Genomic DNA, 19,504 nt, shown 5'->3' with positions numbered 1-19,504 from the left:
ACAGGTTGTCTTTTCTTTATAAGTAAAAAAAGCCCACCTATTTCCGTAGGCGGGCTTTATCTTTATTACACAATATGAAAGTATACTCTCTTTTTCTCTGAAATTTTATGTAATTTTACATATTCATGAACATACATGTCTTGATGGACTTTATCTATATACTCATGGCAGTAATCCATTGAAAATGTATCTTCTTGAAAGCAAAACTCTCTTTTAGAAAAAAAAGACACCCTAAAGTTCATTCCTCCGACTTGAACCTCTTTAATTTTAATAATATGTATTGGACTCTTATCTAAAAAATAATCTAATGTATTCCAATAAGAGAAAGATAATGATAAAATAAAAGTGCAACAAGATGTTGCTTAGTTTTTAAATTTTATGGGAATAACACAAAAGCTAGGTTTGGTCGCCAAGTTTTTTCATTCCTATCGGTCATGAAATACCCCGGTTGGTCGCTGGGGTATTTCTTTTTTATTAACGTATATATAGGTCTATTATGGACAAAATAAAATATAATCTTAGTAGAAGATAGAACACTGACATCTTTGCCGCTTCTAAATCACTTTGGTCTTGTGCGAAGAAAGTATGGTCAGTACTTTCAGCTCAGTGTTCGATCTACTTTAGTTTTTGAGTTGAGTGTTGCTAATCATAGCAGCACTTTTTTACATTCCAATTTGTTCTTTGATGAATTGAATTATATGTTTTACAAACTGGCTTTGCGTGAAGAAGTAATGAATATTTCTCAGTACTGTCGTCCACGATGCTAGATTACTTACGAAAGACTGGGATTCTGTCTTTTTGGTCGCCTTTTTTTTACGTTTTTTCATTCCTGTCCCTCCCTTCATAAGGGAAGGGCAAAGATGGCACATTTTATATTTTAAAGAGTTATATAGAAGAGGACAAGCTATTCATTAGCAAAATAAAGAAAAGACACCCTAAGGTGCCTTCCTCCGACTTGAACCACTTTAATTTTAATAATATGTATTAGACTCCTATCCAACTATTATTTTACTATGTTAAGTTATTTTTTTTTATTGAGAAATACAATAATTTATTTATGTTGGTCGTCTGTATGGTCCATGCAGCGATTAACAAGAGGACAATAGCAGTGATGACACCTAAAAGTCATTGCTTGAGCCGATGGCTAGAAACATAAGCATTACTGTGTATTTATGAAATCTCATTATAAGCAACCTCCTAGTGGAACTACACATTGGTAGAAAAATATATATACTTCTACTTGATAAGTTCTTATTTTAATCATATATAAAAGGAAATGAAACCGGCTATAACAATCAATGGAAGGATTACTGCGAGTTTATTTTTTAGAGGGACACGCTTGTCTGGGACGCCGGGGATGGATAACAAAAGCTAGTAAAACAATTACCCCAATAATACCTAAAAGTGTATGAATGATGATCATCCTCCTAAGTAATATTATTATTAAAATTATATCACATTCAAATGTTTATAAAGTAAATATTTTACAATATAACCCAGATGTTGCATTTTTAAATTCAAAAAATCCCCTCAAAGCATCAGCTTTAAGAGACCCCATCCTATCATCTTCTCTCTTCATACAATCGATTTGCTTTATACGAGCAAACGAAATACATACATGTCACAACGGGGATAAATGTCAAAAAAAGTCCTCTCATTAATGCAAATGGCGTTTCAAATAACAATGACCATAGAAATGATACACCTTGCTTATCCCATAATCCTGGCGTCAAGTATAGTTCTTTCGGATTTACAAAGGCTCCTAAATTCATTGTATTACTATACATAAATAAAAATAATATCGGCAAATAACAGATCGCTAATTCTAAAAATGTTTTAGATAGACGCTTATACTTCCCTGCTCGTGACATTGGATCTGAAAAAATGTCATCTTCACTTTCTTCATCTACCTTTTTAAAATATTGCGTACCTGACCACCTATTACCAGCTATATGCTCCCAGCCACTATCTTCAAATAATGTGCAGTAATTAATAAAATCACTTTTTCTACTAAATACTCTATGGTCTATTTTAATCGTCGCATCTTCCGGTTCTGTATATCTAAATGTATAACCAAATGTATTGCTTTCTAGTTGATAGCCTTTCCAAGCCATCTCCTCTAACCATTTTTCCTCTTTCTCAAAGTCTAAAAAGAATTTCAATCTCCACATCATCGTTTCCCCCTAACTATACGTGTAATAAACTTTTTGTAACCGCAATAATGTGCTGCATTCTCATAAAGTCTAAGTGTAATACTTCTTTCCCTCGTTCCGTAATGACATACACTTTTCTTCGTTTATCTTCACTTTTTACCGATTCTATTAACCCTTGTTTTAATAAATTTTCAACCGCACCATACAATGTACCCGCTGCGATTTTTACTTGATGATTACTCAGTTCCTCCACCTTTTGCATAATTAAATATCCATGAGCTGGCTCTAATAAAGCTAAAAGAACGTAATACGTTGTTTCCGTTAATGGTAAATTTTTATCTCTATTCATAAAGACCTCCAATGTAACGATAACTATATAGCCAAACTATATAGTTGAACTGTATAGTTAAATTTTATACAGTCAGACTGTATATGTCAAATGTAGGAATAACTTTATAACCCAAAACAAAAACGCTACCTTTTTAAAAGATAGCGTTTTTGTTTTACCCTTGCTTATTCTTCGCCTTCATTTGCTCTTCATAAACAAACTTCGCGGTCATAAAGTCGTTAGAAAAATCTTTCAATGCATTCTTCATTACATTTAATTCTTCTTGTGATTTAATTTCAATACTGTTTAAGAAATCAAATGCTTTTGATTGTTCCTCCGCAACAAAGTTTTGTGTCATATAGTCATCTTGGAAGTCTTGCTTCGCCTTTTCTTTTACTTTATTCATTGCATCTGTTTTGTTTATGCTTTTCATAGGGTTTTCGAATGCTCCAGTAGGTTGTTCCGGTTTTGGCTCTTCTTTCTTTTCCGGCTGTTGCGCTGGTGCTGGTTGTTGTGGTTCTTGCTTTGGTTGTTCTTGTTGAACCGGCTGCTGCGCTACTTGTTGCTCTTTTTTCGCTAACTCATCTTTTAACTTCTTCACTTGCTCATCAAGAGATTTTTTTTCAGTTTCTAACACACTCATATCACTTTTCAACTTTTGCGTCTCTTCAAAATGTTCATCTACTAATTTATTATATTCTTTCTCAGAGTACATTTTTTCACTGGTTGATGTCGTTTTCTCTTTCGTAACAACTACATTAATAATTATAAATAAGGCTACAATTCCTATTAACGCAGCGAAAATCTTCTTTTTATTCATGATTAATCCTCCAAAATGTAAAATTTCAAAAATTATCATAACAGACCAATTCGTTTTCACCTGTCATATTTTGTCGAATCAATATAATAAAAAAAAAGCATCTGAAACAGATGCTTTTTTCTCATTCTTAATACGTAAACGTAATCGTCACTAAAGAATACCCTTCTTTCGCATTGTAAGGCTCCGCTTTATAAGAAACTCGATTTGCCCCTTGCGGATAATAGATTTCGCCAATTGCCTTTTTCACATCTTGCAGTGCACCATTCATTGATTGCTTGTACAGCACTTCAATTTTCTCTGGTTTTGCACTATAACGCTGCTGCATTTTATTTTTTAATTCGGTATAGTTGTTTACGATATATTCATTTCCTAAATAGTTTAACTTTGTATCTTTTAATATTTGCTGATATGCAGGCGTTTTCGTACTACCTGCCGCAATTTTGTTTGTCAGTGTACTATAATAATTTGTTGTAGCTTGCGGATAGTCTCCGCGGTTCCACTCATGATTTCTTGCGATTTGTTCATCTGATAAATTGAAATACGAATACGTTACGCGGCCCTGTTCATCTGGAACCGGATCATCGAATGTTGTATCCAGGTGATACCATTTGTTTTCGATTTTCACTAAATTCCAAGCATGAGGTTGTCCGTCCCCAGTTCCTGTCACGAAATGATTTTCAATTCCTGCTTCTTTTAATAATTGATAAGTTAATAGTGCGTAACCTTGGCAAACCGCAGAACGATTTACAAGTGCTTCATATGCTGTGTAAGCTTTATAAGACGTATCATAAGAAACATGTTTTACTACGTAATCATGAATCGCCTTCACTTTTTCGTGATCATCCATTCCAACTTGAGTAATAGAAGAAACGATTGCTTTCGCTTGTTTCATGACATATTCCGTCTGTTCTTTCGTTTCACGATATGTAATCTTAAGCGTAAATGTATAATTTCCAGGTGATCCAGAAAGTCCATATGAAACATTCGATCTATTATTATTTGTATACTCATTTTTACTTGCAACTTCTTTATATGCGTTAAAAAGTGTATTCATCACTTCGTTTGTATTATTGTTTTTCGTTTTATATGGAAGTGTAATATTTGTCTCGTATGTATTAATACGCTTTTGTACTTCCCCTTTAAACGCTGTTAATAATGCCGCATCTCCTGTGTCTTTCACATCAGCATTTTTATACTTCAAAGTTTTATATAAAAACTGCGCATACTGTTCACGTGTTACTGTGCCATACGGTTCAAAATTCCCGTTCCCTGTGCCATCTGCGATTCCATTTGACTGCACCGCACTAATTGCGTTTTCTGCCCAAAATGGATTTGGAACATCCTTAAAGGTATGTTTTTGTTTTGCCGCAAGATGGAAAGCATTTGTAAGAATTTGTGCCATTTCCGCACGACTCACAGAAGCTTTCGGTCTAAACTGGCCGTTTTCATCACCTTTAAAAACTCCTAAATTCGTTAAAGTTAATACCTCTTCTGGGAACATTGTAGAACTTTGATTAATATCACCGTAAGGATTTTTAAACGTAGATCCATCCTTTAATACGTAACGAGTTCCATCATTACTAAACGAACCGCCTTGTTTATTCGGTACTAACACTCGATAAATTAAAGCCGCAACTTGCTCCCTTGTCGCAACATCTCCAAAACCAAATATCCCATTTCCATAACCGGAAATAATATTTTTACTCGCTAAATCTTTAATCGCAGGATATGACCAATGTGATGTCGGCACATCAGAAAAAACACCCACTTCAGCAGCTTTTACATCGCTACCATTTGTATATAACAACGCACCACCAATAAGTGATAATGATGTAATTGATTTTAATAGTTTTGTATACATAATGTCTTCTCCCAATACACTCTCTATTTTTGTTGGTTTATGTCGAAAAATCTAAAAATATGACAAAATATATTATACAATTAAAAGTTTTTGATGGATATATTGAATTTTAAAATATGCAAAAATTCATATTGTTATAAGGATTCATAGTAATATTATGTTATTTTACTTGCGAATATATAAATAAAAAAACGCTCATTTGAGCGTTTCATCTATATACCTAATAATTACTTTTTCTTCACTTAGAACTCTTCTTCGGTAATAATCCTTTGATATAACAACTCTTTATACTTCAATATTTCATCAGCCCGATGGCCCTCCATGCGTATATTGTATAACACTTGTTGTATTAACCTTTGATTGGTCTGTTGAAACATTTCATCCATTTAGAAATAGTTCTATTAAATTTTTCACCACTAGCCATAAAAATATCTTATAATCTTTATATAATAAATTATTGTATTAGGAGTAGATAAAATGCCAGTTACACTCGAACTTATTCTTTTCATTCTTATAGCAATTAGTGCTGTTGGCTATTTAATAAAAGAATTTCAAAAAACTAGGAAACGAACACTTGGAATTTCACTAGAATTTTTAATTCTTTTCTGGTCAATATGGAGAATATCAACTATCATAATCTAATTTATAAAACATGAATTCCTTTGAATAAAACTCAATATTATGTCCATAATGTTGATAGGCTGTATGCCAGAATCCATTTAGTCTTCTCTGTATCTCCTTGTATTAAGCAGTTAGCCTTTGCTAGCTGCTTAATACAAGGAAATATTTTTTATTTAAATTAACTATTTTGTTCACTTTTTTGATACATTTACGAAACATTCATATGTTACGTTATATAAGTCCTTTTTTAAATCATATTCATTCTAGAAAAAAGTCCTAGTCCCCCTAGGGCTTTTTTCATTCAAATAAAGAGTTTTATTGTTTCTCAATAACCGCAACTATTTAATGTGGTAAAATAATAATTGGATTGGCATCCAATACCATATTACGATGGATCAAATCGCAAGAAGGCACCTTAGGGTGTCTTTTTTATAGAAAATCAGTTTAAAAACTAAAAATAAAAGAACCTCAATAAATGAGGTTCAAAAAATCTACTATTTTAAATTACCTTCGTAAAAAGCAACTCCATTTTGAACATGTTTTAAATACCACGTAATCGTCCCGCCACAAACATTTTCATTAAAACTATTAGCATATACTCCATTTGAGTAATAAAGAGTTCTTTTGAACTTACCGTTAGAATACTCATAAGGAATTGAGCATGTTGCTTGTTTCGGAGAGCTCACAGCTTTTTGCGTATCAGCTGAAGCTGCCCCAATTCCTCCTGTTAATGCAATACCTGTTGCCAATAGCCCTACTACTAATTTCTTGAACATAATAAATCCCCCTTTAATAGTTTTTATAACTTACAACTTAAATGTATCACTTTTGTAATTTATGTAAATATCTTGAATATGTAGAAATATTTATTTAATTATTGGTAATATTAGGATTTTATTTTATCAAATGGAAAATAGAGGGGTTAGGAAGGTTTGTAAAAATCCATACTAAATAAACTAAATATCAAGATATACCATTAATGGGCTGATCCAAAATTTTTTCTGATTGGAAAACTATAGTCTCATATATCAATTGCGAGGATACCTTAAGGTATCTTTTTTGTACATATAAAAGTCTCAGCATCTTATTCCTTTAAAACAATAATTGCAACTATATTAATTTTACATTACATTAAGGTTAGGGAATATTCTTATATTAATAAAGTGAAAGTGCTAAATAGTAGGTGGAAGAATGGAATTTAACGATTTGGGTATTACCATTAAAGAACTTAGAATCAAAAAAAATATATCACAATCCGAATTATGTCATGGAATATGTTCACAAAGTCAAATTAGCAAGATTGAAAAAGGTATGATTTATCCATCTAGTATATTGCTATATCAATTATCAGAAAGACTTGGTATTGATCCAAATAATATATTTGCACTAACTCAAAATAAAAGATTAAAATATGTAGAAAATGTAAAATACGTAATAAAAGATTGCTTAAAGCAAAAACAATATAAAGAACTTTATGAAATAGTGAAAAAAGAGAAAAACTTAAATAATTTTCAAACAAAAGAAGAGAAACAATTTCTAATATGGCATGAAGCAATTGCTATATTTATAGTGGATAAATCATTAAAAAATGCTTTAGATTTTTTAAATAATGCATTAAAACTGACTTTAACTAATTCTGATTTTTTATCAGAAAGAGAAATAGATATTATGCAAACAATGGCTATATTTTATGCGGAAAATAAAGAATATGAAAAAAGTATTAATATATTAAAAAGATGTTTAAGTAATTTTAATAAGTTAGATTTTCCTAGAGATAAAGAAATTAAGTTGAAAATCATGTTAAATTTAGCAAAATCTTTGGACTTCACATATCAACATGAAGAGGCAATAAAATACATTGATAAGGGCATCAAATTAGCAATTAATCTAAATACGTTATACCTATTAGGTGAACTCTTCTATTTAAAAGGTCAGTTTTTATTAAAAATTAAACAACATAATGTAGAAGATGTTATTTATAACTGGAAAAAAGCATTATTTATATTTGAACTAACAGAAAAAGAATATTATACAAAAATGCTACCAGATGAACTTATTGAATTACAAAATAAAAAACACTCATAATTTCGTAAAAACTACTTACAAATCCCACAGAAAAAATCCCTATAGCTTTTAAACTTAGAACGATAATATTAAAATAATTTAAGTCGGCAGAATGCTCCTTTTGGTATCTTTTCTTTATTTTTACAAGTACCTACTCAATTAATTCTTAAAAACATAATAGGAAACATTGTTTTATTTATCCTATTTTCATTCATGCTATATATAAAATTCGTTAATAAACCCACCTCAAATACTAGTTCCTTTTATAAGTCGTTTTTTTGATGTAGCTGATATTATTCTCAATACAATAGAATTAATTATTGGAACATATTTAGCAATATATATCAAAAAACAATAATAAGAAGATCCCTTCCACCTTAAGGTAGAAGGGATCTTCTTATTTCTATTTCAAACTACTCGCAATCTCCGTAAAGATAACCCCAAGTGCGTCAACAAGCGTTTTTTCACCAACTACCGCTCCTCTACCGAACGATCTTTCACCGATAGATTGTATGCCTTGAAGTGCTGCTTGCTACATTTCAGCGAACTCTTTCACTGTTAGCTCACGTTTTTCGCCTGCTGCATTTACGGGCAGCCCGTTAATACGGAATAAATGTTAAATCAACTCCTATTTAACATTTCAATTCAGATATACGACAGTAAAGAATACATCATCACGGTGTCAGCAAGCAAAAGTGTATTCTGCATTCCTGAAAACAGTAGATGGCAGATTATGACCTACTGAATCTGCTAAGAAAGAATATACAAGAACATCCTTAACATCCTCTTTATTTCCACTAATGATGACATCAAGAAAATCTTCTATTTGGAATTCTGGAGTAAATAACACAATCTTAGTTGTTCTGTTTGGTTCTAAAGAAACAAAAGTACGAGAGATTTCAACTAATTCATTTTGAGTTGGGAAAAAAGTGTTTCGACTTCTCTTAACAGTTACCGTCACATTACTAGTATGGCAACGCGAATCATTGTTTAGCATAATGTTGAGAGCAGTTGGAATAATCCCATTTTCAGAGACTGGAACTCGGAACACTCCAGTAGATTTATGGGCCATATAATCACATCCTTTCAAAATAAAATATATTTACAATATATTAGATGCAAAAAACGTTCATTTTGATATGGACAAATTACATGATTAATATATCTATAATAACCCTCGGTATTACTAAGCCAATGTTTTAAAAGATTAACAAATATCGCGAGAACCAATCGAATGTATATTAAAAGTAAAAAGAATAAGTTGTCTAAAAGACCCCCTATTTTGAGCCAATAATGAGACATTATGTTAATCTTATATGTATAGCTGCACAAAATTGAGAAACTTAAGGAGACAGATAAATTTTATGAGAAAATTATCTATATTACTTACTTTCATTCTAGTATTAGTCAGTGTTACGGCTGCTTGCACACAAGATAAAACAGATAGTGCCGTTGAAAATGGTCCAATAGAAGAACCAACCGCAAAAAATGAAAATGAAGAATTAATAAATTTTGAAGAAAAAGAAGAGATGAGCCGCTTGGAACAAGGCATTTTATTAGTTGGCGAGAGTGTTAAGGGAGGCTATTACTTGGCCGCTGTTCAAAGTGCATATTTAAATGCTAGCAACGATTCCGTCATTGTTAATGTCTCTGTAACAAATGTACGAGGTCAAACGATTGGACTATCAGAATTAAAATATAACTTAAAAGATGAAAAAGACGGAAAGATCTATAAAGGAAAGGTGCTTGATCAAAACCCTTCTGATATACAAGTTAAACCAAATGAAACGGTAGAATTGAAAATAGCTTTTGAAGCACCAGGTGCCTTAGATGAATATATGTTTTATATTGAAAGCTCTTTAGACCCTCTACAAACATACTGGAAAATTGATAAGCTACAATCACAAACAAACTAAGTCTAAAATACAATTTGATTGAAGAAATCTCTCAAATAAGCAAAAAGTACCGGAAAATTTGATATAGATACAAATGAATAATATATAAAAGTCCCTCCGCCCTAAGGCAGAGGGACTTTCTAATTCCTATTTCAAACTACCCGCAATCTCCGTAAAGATAACCCCAAGTGCAAGTGCACCTGCATCTGGATATCCTAAGCTTCTTTCGTATACTCTGCTCCTTTTTCAAAGGTAATTTTCACTATATTTAAAATATCTGAACACATAAATTCATTTACTTTTTACGAAAATAAAATTGTATTTTTTAGAATTTTAATGTTAATCAATTTGAAACTTTATGAGTTAATTAAATGTGATATTTAAAGAAGGAATTTGTGATGAAGTACTCACATGATGGAATTAATATAAAAAAACTCTAACTAATTCGTCATGGCGATTTAGTTAGAGTTTTTTTGTTTGAAATATTCACGAGTATCTACCCTTATCTTTTCAGGTAAAGCAATGTCAAGTTCTTTATCTAACCATGCAAGAGTCTTTTTGCGAAGAAACTCACGCATGTGTTCTTCTGCTTCAAGCATTACTAAGTTAATTGTACAAGAAGAATTGCTAGGTTCACAAGAATTACAAGCCTCATCCCGATATAGTACACCATTCTGTACAATATTTTTACATTGAAAAATAGGTTTTGGGCCTTCGACGGCTTCTATTACATCCCAAAAAGAAATATCTTCTGGAGACTTAGCTAACCTATATCCTCCCTTTACACCTGGGACAGAATTCACAATATCAGCTTTAGATAATTTACCGAAAACTTTTGAAAGAAATGTTTCAGAAAGTCCTTGAAACTCTGCCAAATCTTTTATTCCAACACTTTCCTTGGAAGGAGTATTAATTAAATAAACTAGGCAATGCAAGGCATATTCAACCCCAACACTATATTGCATATACAAATCACCTGCTTTTTATTTTAAGGGTTATCAAATTGTATCTTAGGACCATTTAGAATTTTAGTCAAATAAAAAAAGCTCTTTTAGAATAGTATGTATTTCATTTGACAAAAATAATTTCAGAGTTTATATTAAAGACCAAGTTAATCGTCGATTAACTTGGTCTTTAATATAAACGTAAAAACTTTTAAAAAGGGGAAATACAAATGAACAAAACACTTATCATAAACGCACATCCGAAAGTGGATGATCCATCATCAGTCAGCATTAAGGTTCTTAACCACTTTTTAGTATCTTATAAAGAATTAATTCCTAATAATGAAACGATTGAACAGATTAATTTATACGATGATGTAGTACCAATGATAGATAAAACTGTTTTAAGCGCATGGGAAAAGCAAGGAAATAGACAAAAGTTAACTGATGAAGAACAAAAAGTAACAGAGCGTATGTCCGAGATTTTACAACAATTTAAAAGTGCAAATACGTATGTTATCGTATTACCTTTGCACAACTTTAATATTCCATCAAAGTTAAAAGATTACATGGACAATATCATGATTGCACGTGAAACATTTAAATATACTGAAACTGGATCAGTCGGATTACTTAAAGATGGAAGAAGAATGCTTGTTATACAAGCAAGTGGAGGAATTTATACAAATGATGATTGGTATACAGAAGTGGAATACTCTCATAAATATTTAAAAGCAATGTTTAATTTCCTAGGTATTGAAGATTATCAAATCGTTCGTGCACAAGGAACAGCAGTACTAGATTCAAATGAAGTATTACAAAATGCGTATAAAGAAGTTGAAGAGGCGGCTTCTAGATTGGCTAACAAATAAATTTTTTCACTGGAAGAATGATGGTTATAATTAAAGATCCCCTCCACCTTAAGGCAGAGGGGATTTTCTCATTCCTATTTCAAACTACCCGCAATCTCCATAAAGATAACTCCAAGTGCATGTGCACCTGCATCTGGATAGCCTAAGCTTCTTTCACCAACTGTACCGGCGCGGCCCATGCGAGCTACGATTTCTTTCGTATACTCCGCTCCTTTAACTGCTGCTTCTGCTCCTTTTTCAAAAGCAGTTTTCATGTCTTCTTCGTTTGAAGCGCTATCTAACCAAGAATCTACACATGGAGCAAGCGCGTCAACAAGTGTTTTGTCACCAACTACCGCTCCTCTACCAAATGATCTTTCTCCGATAGATTGTATACCTTGAAGTGCTGCTTGCAACATTTCAGCGAATTCTTTCACTGTTAGCTCACGTTTTTCTCCTGCTGCTTTGCTAGCTGCGCGGAATGCACCACCCCAAATTGGACCAGATGCGCCGCCACAATGTTCCATAATAATCATTGAACAACCGTCAAGGAATGACCCAATCGTTACGTTCTCTTGATCTACAATAGAATGCCACTCACGTTTTAATTGCTTAAATCCTTTTGCCACACTCATTCCGAAATCGCCGTCACCTGCGTGTGTATCTAACTCACAGAACGGTACTTCGTTTTTAATAATAACGTCGCTCATTTTATCAACGAGATAAATCATGTTGTTTAATGTAATAACATTATCCTTAATAACAGCGTGCTCTTCCGCCGTTTCTATTTCAAAGGAAACTTCCTTCTCTTCTGTCTCTTCAAGCACATTCACGTACTCTACACTTTCAACTGGCCCATCTACTTTAAACGCTGGTGTATTACACTCTTTTGATAGTAATGTTTTTAACTCATCATCTAACTTCATCACTGTTAAAGACATGCCAGCCATATCGATACTTGTCATATAGTTACCGACGAATACTCTATTGATTTTAATGTTTCTAGCAGCTAATTCTCTCGTCACTGCGTTGTTAAATAAGTAAAGTTCTTGCAGTGGTGTTCCGCCAAAACCGTTAACTAGAAGTGCGATTTCCTCGCCATCTTTTACTCCTAAATCTTTTACAAGATCATTTGTCATACGGTTAGCTAGTTCATCTGCTGACAGCATTTTTTCACGCTTAATTCCTGGTTCGCCGTGAATACCTACGCCGTATTCCATTTCATCTTCCGCAAGTGTGAAAGTAGGTGATCCGCTCGCTGGAACTGTACAAGAAGTTAACGCTAAACCGATTGTGCGCACGTTAGCCGCTGCTTTTTCCGCTACAGCTTTCACCGCTCCTAAATCCATACCTTCTTCCGCTGCTGCGCCGGCAATTTTATGAACTAAAATAACTCCCGCAACGCCGCGGCGTCCTACTGTATATAGGCTATCTTCTACCGCAATATCATCATCCACTTTTACGTAGTCGACTTCAATTCCATCTTCCGTCGCTAAATGAGCCCCGTTTTTGAAATTCATAATATCGCCGCTGTAATTTTTAATAATTAATAACGTTCCTTTTTTACTAGCTGTCTCTTTAATCGCTTGATACACCTGAATTTGTGAAGGTGACGCAAACACATCTCCGCACACCGCCGCATCTAACATTCCTTTTCCGACTAATCCTGCATGTGCCGGCTCATGGCCACTACCGCCGCCACTAATTAACGTTACTTTGTTTTCGTTCATTTCTTTCTTCTTAATAACTTTATATTTTTTCAAAAGTTCAAGCTCTGGGTGAGCCATAACCATTCCGTTACACATTTCCATTACTAATGTTTCTGGTTTGTTTATAATCTTTTTCATTGTGATTATCCCTCAATTCCTTTAATATATTGTGATATATTTGAAATCTTCTTCTTACTACTCATGTTAAAATGAAAGCGTTTTACAGTAAACGGACAAAATGGACAATCTGTCTAAAGACACCGCTCTCATTTATAGATAGGATTTTTATATTAATAACATTCTAGGGATGATTCAGATGACCTCTTCTATAATTTCTAAAAAGATAATCGCGAACTCATTGAAATATTTAATGGAAACAGAGTCGTTTCATAAAATATCAGTGAGCGATATTATGTTACACTGTCAAATGCGTAGGCAAACTTTTTATTATCATTTTAAAGATAAATTTGAACTATTAAGCTGGATTTATAGAGAAGAAACGAAAGAAAACATTATCGACTTTCTCGATTATGAAACATGGGAAAACATTTTCGATTTATTATTTGATTACTTTTACGAAAATCAAAAATTTTACCGAAATGCTTTTAAAGTCATTGAACAAAACTCGTTTAATCACTATTTATTTGAGCATACGAAAAACTTATATATAAAGATTATTGATGAATTATCTGCGAACTGTGGATTCAGCCTTTCTGACGAGACAAAAAATACGATTGCCTCCTTTTATAGTCACGGCTTCGTTGGAACGATAAAAGATTGGATTGAAAGCAAGTGCGAAGTAAATCCATCCATTATGTCTTCTCTCATGAAAAATATGATAAACAATCAATTACTACTATTACTTGAGCAATCAGCAAAGTAATTAAAGGGTGGCAAAAGCAATGAAAAAGATTATGAATGATGTACAAAATATTGTTCAAGATATGATGCATGGCTTTTATTTTGAACATAACGACAAAGTAAATTACGACGAAACAAATAACATCATTTATGTAAAAGATATTGAAAAACTGAAGCAAAACGTTGCTATAATAAGCGGCGGTGGTAGCGGGCATGAACCCGCTGATATTGGCTATGTAGGAAAAGGAATGCTTACGGCAGCAGTAAACGGAAGCATCTTCACTCCGCCTACAGTGGAACAAATTGTGGCGGCAACTCGCCTCATGCCGAAAGATAAAAATATTTTATTCATCATTAAAAACTTTAAAGATGACGTTGAAAACTTTCTAGCGGCAAAGCAAATTGCTAAAGAAGAAGGAAGAAAAATTGACCACATCATCGTAAATGACGACGTTTCAATTGAAGATGATGCTTCTTTTAATAAAAGAAGACGCGGCGTAGCTGGCACTGTTTTCGTTCAAAAAATACTTGGTGCGGCCGCTCTTGAAGGACATTCTTTAGAAGAACTAACAGCACTCGGCCGCTCTATTACTGAAAACTTACACACATTAGGAGTTGCCCTTTCCCCTGCCAACGATCCAGTGAAAGGAAAAGCTTCATTCACATTAAACGATGATGAAGTGTTTTATGGCGTCGGCATTCACGGAGAAAAAGGTTACCGTAAAGAAGCACTATCCTCTTCTGAAATATTAGCGATTGAACTGATGAACAAACTAAAAAGTATTTACCGCTGGAGAAAAGGAGACAACTTCGCTATCCTTATTAATGGACTCGGCGCAACTCCATTAATGGAACAATACATTTTCGCAAATGACATTCGCCGTTTGTGTGAACTGGAAGGATTACATGTGGAGTTCGTAAAGGTTGGTACGCTGTTGACTTCTTTAGATATGAAGGGTGTTTCTCTCAGTTTGCTTAAGGTAGAGGATTTGGATTGGGTGAAGTGGTTGAAGGCGGATGTTAGAGTGGGTAATTGGTAAGTAAAAATTATGATGATAAAAGCCTTTAACTATAACAAGTTAAAGGCTTTTTACAAATTGAAATATCGCTCGAGCGTTCAAAAGAAATTCATACTCACCTCACTGAATGATTACAGGTCTTCCAAATAAAGCTGGATAATAAATGAACATCGCACCTACAAATGAACACACTAAACAAAAAACAGCCTCGTATTTTATGACTAGAGACGAGTTTGTATCAAGCTTTTTTTCCTCTCTTTTCAATATCAATTTAAATAACGCTGTATATAATACTTTATATAAGACATACCCAATAATTGCCCCAAGGGTATTCGTAAATAAATCATCAATATCTGTAATTCTATTATTTAGTAATTGATTTAACTCAATTGCCAATGAAAAAAAGAATCCCGCGCATACGGTGTTTTTTATCTTTCTAAACTGCGGCCAAATAGTCGGTAATAAAAAACCTAACGGCATAAACAGTACAATGTTCAAAAGATACGTAGTACTACCTACCGTATCAAATAGAGTCAAGTTGATTTGACTTACACGAATCCACGTTTCATATCTACTTATATCCCATACAGTCGCGATTTGCGTCACCTTATACACTAGCGAAAGGTAGAATAGAAAAACATACACCCATAAAAAATGCCGAATAGATATATTGTTTTTCGCTTTAAAATAAAATCCAATTTGAAACACAATACAAAAAATTATAGTAAAAAAATACGTATACAAATAACTAATCAAAACTCCTGTATGCATGTAGAATCCCCTAACTTTACATTTTCATCTATGACTTTGTCTTTTTTAGTCTCCTTCATGATGTAAGTCATTTATAGGATAGGATAAACTTTTAAAATAAAGAGTGGGATAAACATAAAATTTTTCTTAAATCTTCAGTTGGGTTTTATTATTACTCTTCTTAGGAATACGCCATTGATAGCTAGGCAACAACATGCTTAAACCTAACAATACTATCATTTTTGCCTGTAATACTTTAACCGATGCAGCATATATAAACTCATGTGAATCGTTTGTTCAGTTAACACATGAAATTAAGAAATATATGACGTACTATAATCACTCTTGCTATCAATAGAATTTAAAGAAAATGACTCCTGTTTGCATACAGAAATCATCTTTTTTAGGTTGCCTAACTTTTTTTAGAATGTCCTTTACAAAAGGTACAGATCAAGAGCACCCTGTTCCTATTCGAGGGGATCAACTATACCTTCTTCCCTTAAAATCACACAAACCCATTTACAAATCTATAAAAGTAGATATAATATCCTTATGGAACCTTTATTAATTTATAAAGCATTGTCAAATGAAACAAGATGTCAAATTTTATCATGGTTGAAAAATCCAGAAAACCATTTCGATGAAAAAGCTTATCTAGAGCAAGGCCTTAGTTTTCAAGTTGGAGTGTGCGTAGGAGATATCCAGCTTAAAACTGGCTTAGCCCAATCGGTTATTTCTAGTTATTTATTAACTATGAAAAAAGCAGGTTTACTACAATCTGACCGAATTGGAAAATGGACCTACTATCGCCGAAATGAAAAAACAATACGAGAGTTTTCTGAATACGTTCAAAACGAATTATAAAATGAAAGCAAATAATCAACCTACCAATTGATTATTTGCTTTCACACATTCTACTTTTATATAGCTGTCCAATACATTCTTTTTAAAACTTCGCTACCTATAAAAGTAAGAAACATAGAAAGGAGCATTTTTTTAACATATCATATCTAGTTATTTAGATATCTGTCTTTGTATTTAACATTACATAATTCTAATACTATTGACATCCAATCATGCTCATTTCTTTGTTAATAAATCGATTTTACTTTCAAAATAATAATAAGAATGGAGAGTTTTACAAATGAAAAAAGTAAGTCCTTTACTTATTCTTACACTAGCAATAGGGGTGTTTGGAATTATTACTACCGAGATGGGTATTGTCGGCGTATTACCACAAATCACTCAGAAATTTGGCATTTCAACTGCACAAGCAGGATTTTTAGTAAGTATATTCGCACTAGTCGTTGCTATTTCTGGTCCGTTTTTAATTCTGCTCATTTCTAGTATTAATCGCAAAATAATTTTATTAACAGTCATCTTTGTTTTTGTTATTTCAAATATAATCTACGCTTATACAACACAATTTGAAATCATGCTTGTTTTTCGTATTTTACCAGCAGCACTTCACCCACTCTTCTTTTCAATCGCTCTTGTAACAGCTGCTAAACTTGCCCCTCCTGAAAAGAGTGGTCAAGCGGTTACAAAAGTTTTCATGGGAATTACGGTTGGCTTTGCACTAGGTGTACCATTAACCTCTTACCTTGCAGATCAATTTTCATTAGAAATTGCTTTCTTATTCGGAGCGCTTATTAACGCCCTTGCATTCATTGGAATGCTAATCTCACTTCCTTCTATGCCCGTTAAAGAAAAAATGTCTTTCGGCAAACAAATTCGTATACTCGGCAAACCAGGATTATGGTTAAATATTTTAACCATCACATTCCTTTTTGCAGCTATGTTTTCCGTATACAGCTACTTCGCCGAGTACCTTGCAAAAGTAACTTCCATGAATGGATCTCTCATCAGTGTCATGCTATTCATATTTGGTATAGTTATGATTTTAGGCAATCATTTATTTGGTAGTCTCTTGCAAAGAAGCATAGTAAATACAGTAATATCGTTCCCTATTTTATATTCTATTGTTTACATATTGGTTTATTATTTAGGTTCTTATCTTGTTCCAATGATTTTTATGGTATTCATTTGGGGAATCGTGCATGCTGGTGGATTAATTGTTGGTCAAACATGGTTAATAAGTGAAGCAAGAGAAGCACCCGAATTTGGTAATAGCCTATTCGTTTCATTCTCAAATCTCGGAATTACTCTAGGAACAACTATTGGAGGCTGGTTCATTTCAAACTTAGGTATTCATCAACTTATTTGGAGTGGATTTATATTTACACTACTTTCATTTCTATTAATTATAATAAAACTAAAATTTTTCACTTCTAATAACCTAGCTTCATTATCAAGCTAGTACATTTTCAATTCCAAATTGGATAAAAAACATTATAAAGTGAAACTTTAATCAGCTCTCACCACTTGGGCGTTTACAGGCAGCCCGGCAAATAGCGGGATAAATTCTATATAAAATACTGGTTATTCTTCTTATAAGATTTTATAAACTATAAAGTATGACACTTAGAGCCTTTAGCTATAATTACAAGTTAAAGGCTTTTTATATAAAAACAGCTTTAAAAGGTGCTAATCTTATGGAACATCATCAAAATAGAATACTAAAAAAAGGCTCCATTGCTGGAGCACTCAAAAAATAATATAACTAAACGAATTAAAACAAGGAACAGACAATTAAAATATACAAATAAAACATAAATAAATCTATATATATGTAATATTACATATAAAAACCCTATTTATCGCTGCTATAATAAACTTACTCGATGATTGTTATATTATTCATAGGTTATACCTTCTTAACACCAATTTTACAAAGAAAAAAGGACATCTTAATTGATGTCTTTTTTCTTATATGATAACGACGCAATACAATTAAGATGATTCCAATCGAAAGAAGGCACCTTAAAGTGTTTTTTCTTCATTACACAATACGAAAGCATACTCTCTTTCGCCTTCAACTTTATGTAATTATACATATTAACAAAAAATACACTTAATGAATATTAAATATAGTAAAATATAAACTGTGGACACGTTCTATAAAGCAGATTCTTTTGATAGGCGTAACATATCAATCATTTTAGGGGATGTGGCGTTACTCCGATACTAATCTCAAATTTCTTGTATTTTATGAACTAACAATCTGGTGTATATAGATGATTCTGTTTTATAGGGTGTGTTTACATTTATAACAAAGGGGTAATACGGATAGATTCGTATTAAATGAAAATGGTTCAAGTCGAAGGAAGGCACCTTAGGGTGTCTTTTCTTTATTCCTCCGCATCCCTCATACTGTAATACCCTAAATTAATAATAACCAAGAAATATCCCCCCATGATTCCAGCAGCAAATGTCCACATGAATTCATGGTGTTCTATTTCATACATAATAATCGCACCTAGTATTGCGGCTGCGAACCGATTCATCATTCCGAGCATCGGTGCTTTTTCTTTTTTTACAATGCTATCTCCGAACTTTTCAATACGCCTTCCTAAAATCCAGGCGCAGTACATACTCACCAAAAGGCCAATACTTATCCCTACAAACTGGGCTGAAAAAGGTGTCATCAACCATCCCAATAACATTACGCCTAGCAAACAATACATTTGTATGTTGAACGATCTTAGTGCCATACGAATCATGTTAT

19 protein-coding genes and 2 pseudogenes are annotated in these 19,504 nt (G+C 32.9%); 9 read left to right on the top strand and 12 right to left on the bottom strand.

Annotation, left to right across the window (positions count from 1 at the left end):
* Positions 1-662 precede the first annotated feature (662 nt).
* The 6 genes from NZ044_RS05305 to NZ044_RS05280 all read right to left on the bottom strand — a co-directional run bounded on the left by NZ044_RS05305 (position 663) and on the right by NZ044_RS05280 (position 6,559).
* Positions 663-827 carry a hypothetical protein gene (locus tag NZ044_RS05305; protein ID WP_000746319.1) on the bottom strand — a complete coding sequence of 55 codons (165 nt, stop codon included), beginning with the start codon at positions 825-827 and terminating at the stop codon, positions 663-665.
* A 735-nt stretch (positions 828-1,562) separates the two neighbouring features.
* A complete protein-coding gene (locus tag NZ044_RS05300) occupies positions 1,563-2,174 on the bottom strand; it encodes a DUF2812 domain-containing protein (protein ID WP_002162900.1) in 612 nt (203 codons plus the stop codon).
* Between the two features lie 13 nt (positions 2,175-2,187).
* Complete coding sequence (locus tag NZ044_RS05295) at positions 2,188-2,502, bottom strand: PadR family transcriptional regulator (RefSeq protein WP_001078063.1); 315 nt, start codon at positions 2,500-2,502, stop codon at positions 2,188-2,190.
* A 154-nt stretch (positions 2,503-2,656) separates the two neighbouring features.
* A complete protein-coding gene (locus NZ044_RS05290) occupies positions 2,657-3,301 on the bottom strand; it encodes a hypothetical protein (RefSeq protein ID WP_063675046.1) in 645 nt (214 codons plus the stop codon).
* A 127-nt stretch (positions 3,302-3,428) separates the two neighbouring features.
* Positions 3,429-5,162, bottom strand: coding sequence for an S-layer homology domain-containing protein (locus tag NZ044_RS05285; protein ID WP_098505966.1), 1,734 nt, complete (start codon positions 5,160-5,162; stop codon positions 3,429-3,431).
* A 1,115-nt stretch (positions 5,163-6,277) separates the two neighbouring features.
* On the bottom strand, positions 6,278-6,559 hold the full coding sequence (locus NZ044_RS05280) for an LCI fold-containing protein (protein ID WP_000473837.1): 282 nt from the start codon (positions 6,557-6,559) through the stop codon (positions 6,278-6,280).
* Positions 6,560-6,974: 415 nt separating this feature from the next.
* Here NZ044_RS05280 and NZ044_RS05275 point away from each other — a divergent pair, with 415 nt between their 5' ends.
* Complete coding sequence (locus NZ044_RS05275) at positions 6,975-7,868, top strand: helix-turn-helix domain-containing protein (protein ID WP_000395471.1); 894 nt, start codon at positions 6,975-6,977, stop codon at positions 7,866-7,868.
* A 661-nt stretch (positions 7,869-8,529) separates the two neighbouring features.
* Here the strand turns inward: NZ044_RS05275 and NZ044_RS05270 are convergent.
* Entirely contained in the window at positions 8,530-8,919 is a 390-nt protein-coding gene (locus NZ044_RS05270) for a hypothetical protein (RefSeq protein ID WP_000940659.1), read from the bottom strand.
* A gap of 292 nt (positions 8,920-9,211) precedes the next feature.
* Here NZ044_RS05270 and NZ044_RS05265 point away from each other — a divergent pair, with 292 nt between their 5' ends.
* Positions 9,212-9,763 (top strand): hypothetical protein, encoded by a 552-nt coding sequence (locus NZ044_RS05265; protein ID WP_098505963.1) that lies wholly within the window; start codon positions 9,212-9,214, stop codon positions 9,761-9,763.
* A 126-nt stretch (positions 9,764-9,889) separates the two neighbouring features.
* Here NZ044_RS05265 and NZ044_RS30810 read toward each other — a convergent pair.
* Together NZ044_RS30810 and NZ044_RS05255 are read right to left on the bottom strand one after the other, a co-directional pair.
* Positions 9,890-9,976 (bottom strand): annotated as a pseudogene (locus tag NZ044_RS30810) (DAK2 domain-containing protein); the annotation flags it as partial.
* Positions 9,977-10,200: 224 nt separating this feature from the next.
* Complete coding sequence (locus NZ044_RS05255; RefSeq protein WP_001200339.1) at positions 10,201-10,707, bottom strand: RrF2 family transcriptional regulator; 507 nt, start codon at positions 10,705-10,707, stop codon at positions 10,201-10,203.
* 209 nt (positions 10,708-10,916) lie between these two features.
* Between NZ044_RS05255 and NZ044_RS05250 the strand changes: the two genes are divergently transcribed.
* Entirely contained in the window at positions 10,917-11,558 is a 642-nt protein-coding gene (locus NZ044_RS05250) for an FMN-dependent NADH-azoreductase (protein ID WP_340949600.1), read from the top strand.
* 74 nt (positions 11,559-11,632) lie between these two features.
* Here the strand turns inward: NZ044_RS05250 and dhaK are convergent, their stop codons facing one another.
* Positions 11,633-13,384, bottom strand: a complete 1,752-nt coding sequence (gene dhaK, locus NZ044_RS05245) for a dihydroxyacetone kinase subunit DhaK (RefSeq protein ID WP_000720762.1) — start codon at positions 13,382-13,384, stop codon at positions 11,633-11,635.
* A 178-nt stretch (positions 13,385-13,562) separates the two neighbouring features.
* Between dhaK and dhaS the strand changes: the two genes are divergently transcribed.
* Positions 13,563-14,129 carry a dihydroxyacetone kinase transcriptional activator DhaS gene (gene dhaS, locus NZ044_RS05240; protein WP_340949599.1) on the top strand — a complete coding sequence of 189 codons (567 nt, stop codon included), beginning with the start codon at positions 13,563-13,565 and terminating at the stop codon, positions 14,127-14,129.
* Positions 14,130-14,148: 19 nt separating this feature from the next.
* Positions 14,149-15,147, top strand: coding sequence for a DhaKLM operon coactivator DhaQ (gene dhaQ, locus NZ044_RS05235; protein ID WP_017762868.1), 999 nt, complete (start codon positions 14,149-14,151; stop codon positions 15,145-15,147).
* Between the two features lie 99 nt (positions 15,148-15,246).
* Here the strand turns inward: dhaQ and NZ044_RS05230 are convergent, their stop codons facing one another.
* Complete coding sequence (locus tag NZ044_RS05230; protein WP_000556849.1) at positions 15,247-15,897, bottom strand: VanZ family protein; 651 nt, start codon at positions 15,895-15,897, stop codon at positions 15,247-15,249.
* Positions 15,898-16,132: 235 nt separating this feature from the next.
* Here NZ044_RS05230 and NZ044_RS05225 point away from each other — a divergent pair.
* The 4 genes and pseudogenes from NZ044_RS05225 to NZ044_RS05210 form a co-directional block, all read left to right on the top strand.
* Positions 16,133-16,234: pseudogene (locus NZ044_RS05225) on the top strand (TetR family transcriptional regulator); the annotation flags it as partial.
* A gap of 194 nt (positions 16,235-16,428) precedes the next feature.
* Complete coding sequence (locus NZ044_RS05220) at positions 16,429-16,740, top strand: ArsR/SmtB family transcription factor (protein ID WP_000433538.1); 312 nt, start codon at positions 16,429-16,431, stop codon at positions 16,738-16,740.
* Positions 16,741-17,020: 280 nt separating this feature from the next.
* Positions 17,021-18,196 (top strand): MFS transporter, encoded by a 1,176-nt coding sequence (locus tag NZ044_RS05215; RefSeq protein ID WP_000757913.1) that lies wholly within the window; start codon positions 17,021-17,023, stop codon positions 18,194-18,196.
* A gap of 157 nt (positions 18,197-18,353) precedes the next feature.
* On the top strand, positions 18,354-18,494 hold the full coding sequence (locus NZ044_RS05210; RefSeq protein ID WP_003281151.1) for a hypothetical protein: 141 nt from the start codon (positions 18,354-18,356) through the stop codon (positions 18,492-18,494).
* Between the two features lie 633 nt (positions 18,495-19,127).
* Here NZ044_RS05210 and NZ044_RS05205 read toward each other — a convergent pair.
* A complete protein-coding gene (locus NZ044_RS05205) occupies positions 19,128-19,499 on the bottom strand; it encodes an ATP synthase subunit I (RefSeq protein ID WP_086396963.1) in 372 nt (123 codons plus the stop codon).
* Positions 19,500-19,504: the final 5 nt, after the last annotated feature.

This window comes from Bacillus sp. FSL K6-1338 (assembly GCF_038006965.1).
Lineage (GTDB): Bacteria > Bacillota > Bacilli > Bacillales > Bacillaceae_G > Bacillus_A > Bacillus_A thuringiensis_S.
Note: the sequence above shows the minus strand (reverse complement) of the source record. Positions and strands in the feature narration are given on the sequence as shown.

What these genes read in the sequence shown, in the direction of transcription:
- NZ044_RS05250 (WP_340949600.1), top strand. Translation starts at nt 10,917, where the DNA reads ATGAACAAAACACTTATCATAAACGCACATCCGAAAGTGGATGATCCA.
- NZ044_RS05220 (WP_000433538.1), top strand. Translation starts at nt 16,429, where the DNA reads ATGGAACCTTTATTAATTTATAAAGCATTGTCAAATGAAACAAGATGT.
- dhaK (WP_000720762.1), bottom strand. Translation starts at nt 13,384, where the DNA reads ATGAAAAAGATTATAAACAAACCAGAAACATTAGTAATGGAAATGTGT.
- NZ044_RS05205 (WP_086396963.1), bottom strand. Translation starts at nt 19,499, where the DNA reads ATGATTCGTATGGCACTAAGATCGTTCAACATACAAATGTATTGTTTG.
- NZ044_RS05215 (WP_000757913.1), top strand. Translation starts at nt 17,021, where the DNA reads ATGAAAAAAGTAAGTCCTTTACTTATTCTTACACTAGCAATAGGGGTG.
- NZ044_RS05300 (WP_002162900.1), bottom strand. Translation starts at nt 2,174, where the DNA reads ATGATGTGGAGATTGAAATTCTTTTTAGACTTTGAGAAAGAGGAAAAA.
- NZ044_RS05230 (WP_000556849.1), bottom strand. Translation starts at nt 15,897, where the DNA reads ATGCATACAGGAGTTTTGATTAGTTATTTGTATACGTATTTTTTTACT.
- NZ044_RS05295 (WP_001078063.1), bottom strand. Translation starts at nt 2,502, where the DNA reads ATGAATAGAGATAAAAATTTACCATTAACGGAAACAACGTATTACGTT.
- NZ044_RS05265 (WP_098505963.1), top strand. Translation starts at nt 9,212, where the DNA reads ATGAGAAAATTATCTATATTACTTACTTTCATTCTAGTATTAGTCAGT.
- dhaS (WP_340949599.1), top strand. Translation starts at nt 13,563, where the DNA reads ATGACCTCTTCTATAATTTCTAAAAAGATAATCGCGAACTCATTGAAA.
- NZ044_RS05305 (WP_000746319.1), bottom strand. Translation starts at nt 827, where the DNA reads ATGAAAAAACGTAAAAAAAAGGCGACCAAAAAGACAGAATCCCAGTCT.
- NZ044_RS05275 (WP_000395471.1), top strand. Translation starts at nt 6,975, where the DNA reads ATGGAATTTAACGATTTGGGTATTACCATTAAAGAACTTAGAATCAAA.
- NZ044_RS05210 (WP_003281151.1), top strand. Translation starts at nt 18,354, where the DNA reads ATGACACTTAGAGCCTTTAGCTATAATTACAAGTTAAAGGCTTTTTAT.
- dhaQ (WP_017762868.1), top strand. Translation starts at nt 14,149, where the DNA reads ATGAAAAAGATTATGAATGATGTACAAAATATTGTTCAAGATATGATG.
- NZ044_RS05285 (WP_098505966.1), bottom strand. Translation starts at nt 5,162, where the DNA reads ATGTATACAAAACTATTAAAATCAATTACATCATTATCACTTATTGGT.
- NZ044_RS05290 (WP_063675046.1), bottom strand. Translation starts at nt 3,301, where the DNA reads ATGAATAAAAAGAAGATTTTCGCTGCGTTAATAGGAATTGTAGCCTTA.
- NZ044_RS05280 (WP_000473837.1), bottom strand. Translation starts at nt 6,559, where the DNA reads ATGTTCAAGAAATTAGTAGTAGGGCTATTGGCAACAGGTATTGCATTA.
- NZ044_RS05255 (WP_001200339.1), bottom strand. Translation starts at nt 10,707, where the DNA reads ATGCAATATAGTGTTGGGGTTGAATATGCCTTGCATTGCCTAGTTTAT.
- NZ044_RS05270 (WP_000940659.1), bottom strand. Translation starts at nt 8,919, where the DNA reads ATGGCCCATAAATCTACTGGAGTGTTCCGAGTTCCAGTCTCTGAAAAT.